The 13,072-nt window shown below is 30.3% G+C and carries 11 protein-coding genes; 5 read left to right on the plus strand and 6 right to left on the minus strand.

The window, feature by feature from the left end; all coding sequences use genetic code 11:
- Positions 1-375: 375 nt before the first annotated feature.
- The 4 genes from FAY47_RS17645 to FAY47_RS17660 all read right to left on the minus strand — a co-directional run bounded on the left by FAY47_RS17645 (position 376) and on the right by FAY47_RS17660 (position 3,662).
- A complete protein-coding gene (locus tag FAY47_RS17645) occupies positions 376-867 on the minus strand; it encodes a hypothetical protein (protein WP_143318247.1) in 492 nt (163 codons plus the stop codon).
- Positions 868-1,088: 221 nt separating this feature from the next.
- A complete protein-coding gene (locus FAY47_RS17650) occupies positions 1,089-2,468 on the minus strand; it encodes a phytase (protein WP_143318248.1) in 1,380 nt (459 codons plus the stop codon).
- 168 nt (positions 2,469-2,636) lie between these two features.
- Positions 2,637-2,966 (minus strand): hypothetical protein, encoded by a 330-nt coding sequence (locus FAY47_RS17655; RefSeq protein ID WP_143318249.1) that lies wholly within the window; start codon positions 2,964-2,966, stop codon positions 2,637-2,639.
- Positions 2,967-3,107: 141 nt separating this feature from the next.
- On the minus strand, positions 3,108-3,662 hold the full coding sequence (locus FAY47_RS17660) for a hypothetical protein (protein ID WP_143318250.1): 555 nt from the start codon (positions 3,660-3,662) through the stop codon (positions 3,108-3,110).
- A 55-nt stretch (positions 3,663-3,717) separates the two neighbouring features.
- Here FAY47_RS17660 and FAY47_RS20460 point away from each other — a divergent pair, with 55 nt between their 5' ends.
- From FAY47_RS20460 to FAY47_RS17670, 3 genes are all read left to right on the plus strand, one after another.
- Positions 3,718-3,885: a hypothetical protein gene (locus FAY47_RS20460; protein WP_185966887.1), complete on the plus strand. Its 168-nt coding sequence runs from the start codon at positions 3,718-3,720 to the stop codon at positions 3,883-3,885.
- A 204-nt stretch (positions 3,886-4,089) separates the two neighbouring features.
- Complete coding sequence (locus FAY47_RS17665) at positions 4,090-6,216, plus strand: PTS transporter subunit IIABC (RefSeq protein WP_143318251.1); 2,127 nt, start codon at positions 4,090-4,092, stop codon at positions 6,214-6,216.
- 20 nt (positions 6,217-6,236) lie between these two features.
- Complete coding sequence (locus FAY47_RS17670; RefSeq protein ID WP_143318252.1) at positions 6,237-7,067, plus strand: PRD domain-containing protein; 831 nt, start codon at positions 6,237-6,239, stop codon at positions 7,065-7,067.
- A 175-nt stretch (positions 7,068-7,242) separates the two neighbouring features.
- Here FAY47_RS17670 and FAY47_RS17675 read toward each other — a convergent pair whose 3' ends face one another.
- Positions 7,243-7,707 (minus strand): GreA/GreB family elongation factor, encoded by a 465-nt coding sequence (locus FAY47_RS17675; RefSeq protein ID WP_143318253.1) that lies wholly within the window; start codon positions 7,705-7,707, stop codon positions 7,243-7,245.
- A 130-nt stretch (positions 7,708-7,837) separates the two neighbouring features.
- Positions 7,838-10,186, minus strand: coding sequence for an immune inhibitor A domain-containing protein (locus tag FAY47_RS17680; RefSeq protein ID WP_143318254.1), 2,349 nt, complete (start codon positions 10,184-10,186; stop codon positions 7,838-7,840).
- 361 nt (positions 10,187-10,547) lie between these two features.
- Between FAY47_RS17680 and FAY47_RS17685 the strand changes: the two genes are divergently transcribed.
- Entirely contained in the window at positions 10,548-11,012 is a 465-nt protein-coding gene (locus FAY47_RS17685; RefSeq protein ID WP_143318255.1) for a hypothetical protein, read from the plus strand.
- Between the two features lie 222 nt (positions 11,013-11,234).
- Positions 11,235-12,959: a right-handed parallel beta-helix repeat-containing protein gene (locus tag FAY47_RS17690; RefSeq protein WP_243129658.1), complete on the plus strand. Its 1,725-nt coding sequence runs from the start codon at positions 11,235-11,237 to the stop codon at positions 12,957-12,959.
- The last annotated feature ends 113 nt before the right edge of the window (positions 12,960-13,072 follow it).

Below are 13,072 nucleotides of genomic sequence, written 5' to 3' on the forward strand. Positions count from 1 at the left end.
ATCAATCTGTCACTGTAGGATACACACCGAGGTACTTGTAAGAAATAGTAAATTGATGGAATAAAATCACATCAAGTTACCGGTTTTATTATTTATAAGTTCGGCTTTACCCCTTTGTAGAACTAAAGTTTTTATTTTTATATGTTTCTTATATATACTACTTGGAAAAACAATGGCTTTCCCATTAAAGGTGGGATATGTTGCTATTTCTGTAGTGCTTTTGGCACTTATTCTCCTTAATGCTATCATCATCATAAGGAAAATGTATTTTAAAAATAAATAAATAAATAATTTAATTAGTAAAACCAATGATTTTAAATCATTGCTTTTTAATTTTGCCAAAGTAACTTTTAGCTAAATTGAGACTTTAATTATTTAATTACAACCATTTTGGATAAGTTTTTCTTTCCAAACATCGCAAAAATTAAAGAAGTTATCAGGAGCGATATTTATACTATTTTTATCTTCCATAGCTTTTTTAGTAAATTCTTTTAGTTTATCTATAAATCCTGAAAAGTCATTATTATTAATATTTTCTCCTGATAAATTAAAATCAGGTACAGACATTCCATTTGTTTTCATTAAATCCATTATTGTATTTACATAAAATTGCATAGTACCACAAATATCTCCCCCACATTCTACAGTGCCAAATTCCTTACAAGTTTCTTGAAGAGCATCGTATGCTTTTTTAGTATTAATTATAGTTTTGTTCTTTTGTTCTATTTCAATAGTATCTGAAGTATTCGAGCTTTTATTATCAGTCTTATTAGTTTGATTTTTAGTTGTAAGATTCGTAGCATTAGTAACTGATTTATTTTTAATATTTAAGCTAGCCATATTATTATAAGTGTTTATGTTGTTCATTTTTGCTTATCCCTCCCTGTACAATTATATATATTTTTTTATCGTTTATGGTATAAAAAACTTAAATTTTAATTTTCTGACATAAGTGTTAATAATTAATTATATAGTACTATTATGTTAGCGTGTAAAATTGACATGTTAGGAATAGAGGAATGAACAATGAAAAATTTATTAAAGGAAATTTAAATTTTATGGCCTATTTATAGTTTTCTATTCTTTCATTACTTAACTTCTATTTTTACCTTTTCTTTATCAATGTTATATCCATCTGTAACATAGAATGTCACATAATAAGTTCCTTTTTGAGTATCATTAGGTTTCCACGTGAATTCATGTGTGTTTATATCAAATTTTGCTCCATATGGCAAGTTAATGCAATAATAATCTATGGTGTTATTATCTTTATCTTTTGCAGATATTTGAAATTTAAGTTTTTCATTTACATTAACTTCTTTATCACCAACATCTTTTATTTTAGGCTTATGATTAGCCCCATCAGTTGGATCATAATCTGTAGATACATCTAAATTCAACTTGTCTGCTATATCTTTCCAGGGAACTAGTTTATGATTTGAATTCTCTGTTCCATCATTACTATGATCATGTGCAATAAAAACACCTTTTGAAAATTCCCCGCCTAAATTAACATTGGAAACATCACAGCCATCAGTTTCAGTCACTTCATCAATTTTAAGAGTTGCTCCTATAGTAAATGAACCTTTATACTTATTATTTTTCCTTTCATATACTTGAAAAGTACTGTTTCCTTGACTAGAACAAATTATATACCCTTTATCTTTCTCTTTGCCATGATACAAGGTTACCCCTTCCACATCTGCAGTTAAATGGCCTCCTATTGATGAGTCAGTAGAATCAATCATTGCACGACTATTCCCCCCATCTGGTTCAGCCGAATACTTCCAAAGACCTACATCTTCTTCACCAATATAAAATGTAGACAATTCATCATCGGCAACACAACCTTCAACTTGACTTCCAACATTAAATTCACGAACCATTGTGCCGTCAATAGAACCACTTTCACCATTTATTTCCCATTGCTCTACTGTTCCATCTTTCCAGTTAGCGAAAAAATAAAATTTTCCTGTATAAGGATTATGGTACATACATCCACCATAAGGCTTTTCTTTATATAATTTCATATTTCCTACTGATTCTAGAAGTCTAGTAACAGGATTTACTTTATAAAAACTAATACATTGATCACTTTCATTAATTGAGCCAACCAATGCTGTAACTTGATTTCCTAGCTTAAAGTTATAACGAATATCAAGATTATTCATATAACTTTTGCCATCAATATATTGTCTTTCAGTTCCATCTAAATTCCATACACAAATACCCCCGTGTTTGTCATCACCAATTATAAGGCTGAGATCTTTGTCTTCTGGATCAACCCAAATACACGTGTCATCTGCATAATCTCCTGGATGATGCACTGATGTAGTTTCTATTGTAGGATAAACTGTAACCATACTTTCTTCAGCTGCATTTGCCATAAAAGAAGTGGGTTTTGCTACCGTTGATACCGTTAGAATAGCTATTAAAGCTATGTTTGCCTTATTTTTTTTTATTGACATGAAATACCCCCTATTTAACAAAAGTATATATTAATAATATTATTTACCATAGGTAAAATATACTTAAAATTTATATAGAAAGTTATTTACAGAAAAAGTTTCACAGTCACAATTTGTCAAACAAATTTATAAACGGTTTTTTATATTATTTTTTTATGTCATATTTGCTTAATACTTAATTGCATTCATAAAAGAATCTTCCAGTCCCAAACTTGAGGCAAAGCTGTAACCTAATTTAGAATGTCTTTCACCAATATTGCCAAATTCAACAACAAGTTGATAGCTAGTATTTATGAAATCTTTAAAGTTATTGTCGATTAATATTTTTGCAATAAGCCTAATTTCAGTTTCAGCTAACATGACATTATTAAATATTTTAATCATAGCTTCATCATAAGGAATGGTTTCAGCTTTTAATAAAAGTTCTTTCATATCAGAATTATGCATTTCTATTTTTCTAATAAGTTCATTTATTTCATTGCAGATTGAGTTATACACAATATTATCACAGTCTTTTTAGATTTAAGGATTAGTTTCTTTTCCATTTTAAGCAAGTTAAGCATGAGATCTTTTTTAATCAATAAGTATTCATCTCTAAAATAATTAAAGGTCACTATATATCACATCCTAACAAATTATTTATATACTTTTTAAGAGATTATTTATATTATCTAGTAATTGAATTGTAAGGTTATCAAATGAAGTGAAATAAATATCAATATATCTTTTAGCATCTAATAATGAATTTTTAGCTTTGTCATAATTGTTTGTTACATAATAGTAACAACCTGCATCAAAATATAAATTAGAAATGTCCAACCAAAATGATTCTAATAAGGAGTCTCCAAACTCAAAAAGATTAATGTATCTTATAAATAAATCATAGATGTTATAGGATTTTTCATATTCTCCAATGCTGTAATAGTACCTTCCTAGAAAAAATATACTATGATTTAGGCATTGAAGTAATGATGAATCAATTCTTTTTTCATTTAGAAATGGTTTCAGTAGATTTAATACCTTTTCGTAGATCTCTACATATTGGAGAGTGTTATCTTCTTTTATGGAAAAGAGGCCAAGGTTGTCATAGGTTTCAGCTGATATTAATGCAATAGTATACTCTGAATAAAAGGAATCATTTTTAGGACTGGCCAAAATATTGACAGGGTTGTCTTGTGCAATAATATCTATCACTAGAAACTATAGTGATAGAATGGCTCTGGGGGAACAATGTAAAAGGTATTGTAAGATGAAACATTTATTTAGAGGAACTATTAAGCTTGTTGAAAGAGCATTAGAAAAAAATGACCTTGAACTTTCAAAAGGATTAATAAAAGAATTAGGTGTAGAAGCATTAAAGGAAAATGGGGATTGGATGCTTTTATTTAAAGAAAGACCAGTTGAAGCACCAAAGTGATAGAAAAACAATAAAATTATATTGACTAATTATCATAGATTTGGTATTATTAGAAACAGTGATATAGTATGTAACTGGTAAGCAGGCATTAACTATACATAGATATTTGAGAATGTTTATGTAAGTTGGTGCTTTTTTTGTGCCAAAAAATAATTCATAACATCTCAATTCGCACTAATAATCATAGAAAAAGGAGAAAAAATTATGAAAGACAAAATTTTTGGCGTTTTACAACGTGTGGGAAGATCTTTTATGCTTCCTATTGCTATTTTACCAGTAGCAGGATTATTTTTAGGATTAGGTAGTTCATTTACAAATCAAACAATGCTTGAAGCTTATGGACTTACTAATTTAATTGGACCTGGTACTTTTGTTTACTCAATTCTTTCTGTAATGAGTGCAGCAGGAAATGTAGTATTTACAAACTTACCTTTAATATTTGCAATGGGTGTTGCAATAGGTATGGCTAAAAAGGAAAAGGATGTTGCAGCGTTATCAGCAGCAATAGCATTCCTTATAATGCATACATCAATAGGTGCAATGATAAATATTAATGGTGGAACTGATGCTCTTTTAAGTGGTGCATCAACTTCAGTACTTGGTATTACTTCATTACAAATGGGTGTTTTTGGAGGTATCATTGTAGGACTTGGAGTAGCAGCATTACATAATAAGTTCTATAAGATAGAACTACCACAAGTATTATCGTTCTTTGGTGGAACTAGATTTATTCCAATAATAAGTGCAATAGTATATTTAATAGTTGGTATATTAATGTTTTATATCTGGCCTCACGTTCAAGCAGGTATATATAAGGTTGGAGATATTGTTTTACAATCAGGTTATGCAGGAACATGGGTTTATGGATTAATGGAACGTTTATTAATTCCTTTTGGTCTTCATCATGTATTCTACTTACCATTCTGGCAAACAGCAGTTGGTGGTACAGCAACAGTAGCTGGAAATGTTATCGAAGGAGCTCAAAACATTTTCTTTGCAGAACTTGGAACTCCAGGAATAGAACATTTTAGCGTTTCAGCAACAAGATTTATGTCAGGTAAATTCCCACTTATGATATTTGGTTTACCTGGAGCAGCACTTGCTATGTATAGATGTGCTAAGCCAGAAAAGAGAAAACAAGTAGGGGGATTATTAATATCAGCAGCATTAACTTCAATGATTACAGGTATTACAGAACCACTTGAATTTACATTCCTATTTGTAGCTCCATTATTATATGGAATTCACTGTGTATTTGCTGGACTAGCATATATGTTGATGCATATGTTTAATGTTGGAGTAGGTATGACTTTCTCTGGAGGATTTATCGATTTATTCCTATTCGGTATTTTACAAGGAAATGCTAAGACAAGTTGGGTATGGGTTGTAGTTGTAGGAATCGTATATTTTATAGTATACTATTTATTATTCTCATTCTTAATCAAGAAGTTAGATTTAAAGACTCCAGGTCGTGATGATAGCGAGGAAGTTAAACTTTATCGTAGAAGTGATATGGAAGCTAAGAAAAATGCTGATGGCAAGGGAGAAGTAGATGAACTTTCTGCTATGATCTGTCAAGGTCTTGGTGGTAAGAAAAATATTTCAGATGTTGATTGTTGTGCAACTAGATTACGTTGTACAGTACATAAATCAGAACTAGTAAATGATGATTTGCTAAAACAAACTGGAGCATCAGGAGTAGTTCATAAAGGTGTAGGTGTTCAAATTATATATGGACCTAGAGTAACAGTTATAAAGTCAAATTTAGAAGACTATTTAGCTACAGCACCAGATGAAGAAGTTGCTATGGATGTAGTAGAAGAAAAAGTAACGGAAAATATAGCAGAAGAAGCTGAGGGAAAAGTTGTTAATACAATAATATTAAACAGCCCACTAACTGGTGCTGCTAAAGAATTATCAGAAGCGCCAGATGAGGCATTTGCAAATAAGATGATGGGTGATGGGGCCGTAGTAGTTCCAGTTAATGGAGATGTTGTTGCACCAGCAGACGGAGAAATAACTTTTGTATTCCCATCAAAACATGCAGTAGGATTAACAACAACCGATGGATTAGAATTACTTATTCATATAGGAATAGATACAGTAAAGCTTGATGGAAAAGGCTTTGAGACTTTTGTAAAAGATGGAGATAAGGTGAAGAAAGGAGATAAACTATTAAGTTTTGATCTAGAATTCGTAAAAGCTAATGCCCCATCTATTGCGTCGCCATGTATATGCACAGCTTTAAGCAGCAAGCAAAAAGTACGTTTACTAAAAACAGGAGATATAAAAGCAGGAGAAGCTTTAATTGCAATTGATATATTTGAGTAACAATTAATAGGAGGCATAAAATGTTCAGAGTTATAAAAGGACTAAATCATAATGGTGTACTAGCTATAGACATGGATACCAAGCAAGAATATATTTTGCTTGGTAAGGGGATAGGCTTTGGGAAAAAAGTAAATGAGCGTATAGAAGCACCTGAAAATGCTAAAATATATTTATTGCAGCAAGAAACAGAGAGAGGTTCAGCTAAAGAAATAATAAATAGTGTTGGACCAGAAATTTTAGAAATTGCTAGCAGCATCATTATGGAAGCAGAAAAGAAATTTGAAAAAGTTGATGAGAACATTTTATGTCCACTTGCAGATCATATCGCATTTGCAATAAAAAGAATAAAAAACAATGAGCAGATTAGTAATCCATTAACACCTGATATTAGAGCGTTATTTGCAGAAGAATATGAAGTAGCAAGTAAAGCAAAAGATATTATAAAGGAAATAGAAGGTGTTGAAATAGGTGAAGATGAGATAGGTTATATAGCACTTCACATTCATTCAAGTCTTGGAAATGAAAAAATAGCGCAAGCTATGGAAACAGCAATGCTTGTTAGAGCATGTGTTACTTCAATTGAAGAGTATACTGGAAAAACTATTGATATTGAATCATTATCATATAATCGATTAATGAGTCATATTAAGTATATGGTAGCTAGAACATTAAAAGGTGAGACTATAAAGCTTGATATGAATGATTACATTAATGAAAGATTTCCAAAGTCCTTTGAAATCGCTGAAGAAATTTGTAAGAAGTTAGGCAATGGATTAAATAAGGAAATTAAAGATGTGGAAATCGGATATCTTGCTATGCATATTGAAAGAGTATTTTCAGATGAATTATAAGAATAAAAATATATAAATTAAATAATAAATTAAATAATAAATTAAATAATAAATTAAATTTTTTGACTGCGGTGGATTTGAAATTACACTCCTTTTCCACCAATAAGACCCATGGAAATCTAGATAACAATAGATTTCCATGGGTTATTTTAATGGCTAAGTAATCTCTATACTTTTATAATATTTCTAATATTTCTACTGTGTAATTTTCTCCTGGAGCATTAACTTCAACTATATCATGAGCTTTTTTCCCAGATAAAGCTTTTCCTAAATCAGATTCTATACTTATAAGCATATTTTCAGGGTCTAGATCCATAGTGGTTACTAATGTTATAATAGCTTCTTCATCATCTTCTACAAATTTGATTTTAGCTTTACTGTTAATTCCCAGTACAGATTTATTAATACTTTCATCATCTATTACAGTTGCTGTTGAAATCATAGTTAATAAATATTGAATTCTATTATCGTTTTCTCGATAGTTTGCACAAGCTTCTTTATATTCAGCATTTTCAGATCTATCACCATGTGCAGCAGCAACTAATTTTTCTTTTGCTATTTCAGCTCTTTTGACAGTCATTCTATATTCTAATTCTTCTCTTAATTTTTTTATATTTTCCTCTGTAAGAGTATTATTCATAATAAATTAAACCTCCAATAGTGTTATATATATAACATTATATAATATCTAGAAAAAAATAAAAGATACTTAATCATAATAAAAAAATGGCTTGGACATTTTATCCAAACCACTTTTTACATATTAGTTATTATTTAAGCTTAATAACTATATTTCCTTGGCTACTATCATCTGTTTGATCAATTACATTTACCTTTAGACCAAAGCGTGGTAGATACATACCCGCATCTGGAATTTGGTTATTGATGTAAGTTCTATCATCTTCAAAAGTTGGATTTTTAGAATTTGCAGTATCAGATAAAGTAAGTGTCTTTGTTTTTGTACTATAATCTATAAACATATCTTTATCTTTATTTGTACTAAATGTGGCATCATGCATTTGGAATTTAGTTTCTGCAATGGAACCATCACTCCATTTTAATAGTTTTTGATCACCATCTACAATACCTAAATAACCGTGACCTGGGTGAATTCCTGTCCAGTTATCACTATATAATTCATCTGCATACCATATTAATAAACCAGGTTTATAGGACATAAAACTTGCTCTACGTTTAATATGATCTAATCCCTTATCTACACCAGAATGGTTTCTAAATTGAAGTAAGTAATATTGATCTGTAAGCTTTTTACCATCATTTTTGCTAAAGCCATTCATTGTAAATTTACTAGTACCTTCAGCATCATCAAGGAAAGAAGCCTTCCCATCTATGTTAAGTGCTATATCATCTACATATAAACCAGACATTTCTGCAGCAACGTCAGTCCAGTAGTTTATTTTTAAGTTAATTTTTTTACCTATATAATCTTTAAGATCAAAACTTGCATCAACCCAACCGTTGGATTTTCCCGTAATACCGTTTCCAGGGTTTTGGTTATTTGGATTAGTAGTTGTAGTAATGTTCCCAGGAATGCTTGTCCAAGTGTTTGAACCATCTATTTGAACTGCAACAGAACCATAATCCCAATCTTTTTCTATATCATACCAAGCTTTAAAATTAAAATTAGCAGAAGTTGCATTTGTTAAATCTATAGTAGTTGTCATAGAATTATTTAAGCTATTGCCTTTACCACTAAAATATAAGTTTTGTCCACTAACAGGCGTAGTTATAGTAGTAGCTTTCTTTGGTAGTGTAACTTTAACTACATCATTGTTTGAATCTTTTATACTTGATGCATCTAAAGTATACTTTTTACCTTTAGTAGTTAATTCAGATAAATCAACTGTATTACCATGAGACCAGTTACCACCATATTTTTTTTGGAAAAATTCCTTTGCATATGGACTAAATCCTGTAGGCTCAGTTCCTGGTATTGTCCCTGCCCAGCTTCCACTTGACATAATAGACCAGTAACTTATTGGTTCACCTTTACCAGTATATTGAGTGTCGTATTCATCAGGAAGGCCTAAATCATGACCAAATTCATGACAGAACACACCAGCAGCTCCATCTTCAGGCATAGTTGTATATGGATATGCAGACATGTCTGTACCAGGTATTTTCCATGGCTGACTTGCACCATTTACAACATCAAAAATCTTTGAGCTGTGAGACCATATGGCATCAGTTCCTAGACTTCCTCCGCCTGCTTCTTCACCCATTCCTGAATGTATAAGCATAAGGTGATCAATAATTCCATCAGGTTCATTAAGGTCACCATCTCCGTCAATATCATAAGGATCTTTCAAGTCATAATCTTTAAGATTTACTTCTTTAGAAGCGTTTATTAATGCTTCTTTAACAAGATCACGAATATTTACATTATTATTGCTTCCAGAATTTGAACCATAATATGCTGCGGGTTTACTAGCTTTATACCAGCCTAAGACATTTCCTTCAATATCATAACTTTTTCCTGATTCTTGATCATAATATTGTTTTAAAGAAACAAGATTTTCATTATTAGGACCAGTGTAGCCATTTTCTCCAAATATCATATCATTATAATGAGATTTTGTGTAATCTTTATAATACATATCGGTATCACTTGCAGTTAATGTATTATGAGGTAAGTCTGGGAATTCTATTAAAAGTACCAGTGCCTTATCCTTTGTTACACTTCCATCCCAAGAAGTTTGAGGATCATTTTTTTTCTTCTTTTCCTTAGTGCCAGATTCTTTCAAGAAACCTTTTTTAGTAGCTTCTTTTCCGTATTTTTTTAATCCTTGAAGAGATTTTGTATCCATCACAGAAGGATCTGTATTATTTATACCCTTCTTAGAATTTAAGTATTCTCCAAGAATTCTATCAGCTTCATCTTCAGATGCATCCTTTGGAATCGTTCCATTTTTCTTCAACATTTCTTGTAATTTTTCATCATTAGCAATAGCTAAATCACAATTACTTTCTGTTTGGAATATAGGTTGACTATTTCCAGGTAGTAAGTTAGTAGTGAAGCCTTTTGCGTTTAAAGTTGTTGATAAACTAAATGTCATTACCCCTGCTGTCAATAGTCCTATAATTTTAGATTTGGACATATTAAGTACCCCCTTTTTTTATACAGTTAATTTTATACTGTAAAGCCCCAAAGCTTTATAAATATAAAGTTACCATAAGTAGTATAATATGTAAATGGGGTTTTATAATGGAATTAAAGATATTTTATACAAAAAGCTTAATATATATTAAGTTTTGTTATAAGAGACTTATAAAAATGAATAAATAATTTGATTTTACTTAAGAATGGTATGTATAAGGGGAGAATAATATAGATAATGAGTTTAAATATATATTTTAGCCCATGATATAATAAAGTTGTCATTATGTGTCTTAATAAAGTTTCATGAAAAAAGTAGAATTAGGGCTTTTGTAAAAAAGAAGGTAGGGTGGATAGGTAATATGAAAGTGAAAATAAGTTTAAAGGAATTAGAAAAGAAAAATGTTGTATACATAAAGAATATACAAGAAGGTTTTGATAGATATCCAAATTCAATTCTTGAAGGTACCGAAGAGCATGTAAATGATGTTATAAGAAAATTATTTAGTATAAATGGGGTAGAAAATTCTTATGCTGATTTCTATTATGGAACATTAAATGAAGAAGAGAAGGGTGCTGTAAAAAATATATTAGATGAAAAAGAAATTATATTAATAGAATCCTTTAAACTATGTCCAGAAGATATTTTTATTAGGCTTAATTCTGAAATATTAGAGATATTACTTAAACTTACTGCAAGAGAAGTGCTTTTTAGTAGTTTCTATTTTACAAAATATCCTTGTTTGATATGGGGAAACTACAATAGAAGATATCCTGTGTTTTTTAAAGATGATTCAATAATGAATATGCTACTTAATAAGATATAAAAGGAAATCTAATTATTGGTATACAATAATTATACTAATGAAGAGATAAATATAGTAAAAGTACTATTTTGTAATAAAAAAATTATTATAAATAGTGCTTTTTCTTATTGACAACATTTACATTATTTGAAATAATTATCAAAGAGACATGTATACCAGTTTGAGTAAGTATTTCAATATAGTTACTTTAGGTGGGAAATTAAAGAAGAAGGGGATATGAAAATGAAAAAAGGGAAAAAAAATCACAAGAATATTAAGAAAGTATCAGAAGGAGTAGTTGTAGCTGCTCTAGCATCATCAATTGTTATAGGTCCAATGCTAAGTGCTAATGCCACAACTTTTAACTACAATACAAGTTATTTATCAGCAAGATACATAAACAGTATTGGAAGTAACTTATCTATATTAGATAGCAAAGGATCTTTAGAATCAGCTAATGTTGAATGGAGTCTGGTTGAAGGTGCGACTGGTTATAATGCCTACTATAAACTAGCAACAGCTTCAGATTCTGAGTATAAACAATTAGATAATAATTTAATTAGAGAATATAAGTCATATTTCAGGGCAGATGTAGTAGGACTTAAAGAAGGAAATTATGTAATAAAAATAGTACCTATTATAAATGGTAAAGAAAATGAAAGCGAAGAAGCCATTACAAAAAGTATTAGTGTAAAAGCGAATACAAGAGAAGGGTTTGCATTTTCTGCACAATCACCAATGAAGACAAGCTCTGGGGGATATAATGATGATGGTACTGTTGCAAGTGGTGCTCAAGTTGTATACATTACAGCTGATACTGTTAATAAAGTAACTGCAGATGTTATAGTAAATATGAAAGGAACAAAAGTTACTTGTACAGGACTTAGTGATATTTTATCAAAACGTCAAAAAGGTTTTGACAAGACTCCTCTTATTATTCGTATGATAGGCGAAATTAAAGCATCGGATATTGGCGGATTAAATAAAACAGGATATTTACAGCTTAAAGGTTGCTATAATATTACATTTGAAGGTATAGGAGAAGATGCTACAGCTTACGGATGGGGATTCCTTATTAGGGATTGTCATAATTTAGAGCTAAGAAATGTTGGTGTTATGTTGTTCCCTGATGATGGTATTTCTCTTGATACTGATAATGAGAATATTTGGGTTCATAATAATGATATTTTCTATGGTTCAGCAGGACATGATGCTGATCAAGTAAAAGGTGATGGATCTTGTGATGTTAAAAAATCAGATTATATTACAGTTTCATATAATCACTTCTATGATTCAGGAAAATGTTCACTTTGTGGAATGACTGATACAGAGGACTTCCATGTGACATACCATCATAACTGGTTTGATCATTCGGATTCAAGACATCCACGTATAAGAGTTGGAACAGTTCATATTTATAATAACTATTTTGATGGTAATGCTAAATATGGAGTTGGTGTTACAAAAGGCTCATCTGCTTTTGTGGAAGCTAATTATTTTAGAAATTGTAGATATCCAATGTTAACTTCACTTCAAGGTACTGATGTTTACAATAATCCAAAAGGAAATTTCTCAGGAGAAGCTGGTGGTATGATTAAAGCCTTCAATAACAAAGTAGAAGGTGCTGAAAGACTCGTTTATGCTAGTGAGGATTCTAAGAATTTTGATGCTTACTTGGCAACATCAAGAAATCAGGTGGTTTCAAGCGATTTCAAATCAGTAAGTGGAGGAAATGCTTATAACAACTTTGATATAAGTGGAACTATGTATAAGTATTTGCCAGATGCACCAGAAAATGTGCAAAGTAATGTTACTACTTATGCAGGAAGAGTTAATGGTGGAGATTTCTCATGGAAATTTACAAGCGCTGATGATACAGATTGTAAGATGAATAGTGCATTAATGGATAAAATTAAAAGCTATGAATCTAGTCTAGTAAGAGTTGGTGGACAGTCAATAAGTAAATAATACTATATTGAGGTCATGTCTTTTATTAAAAGACATGACCTTTTATTATTTAAAAGTGTCAAATTGAATATAGATATAGATAACTGTTTTAATCATTTTATAAAAATATAAGA

This window comes from Clostridium sp. HBUAS56017 (assembly GCF_007115085.1).
Classification (GTDB): domain Bacteria; phylum Bacillota; class Clostridia; order Clostridiales; family Clostridiaceae; genus Clostridium; species Clostridium cibarium.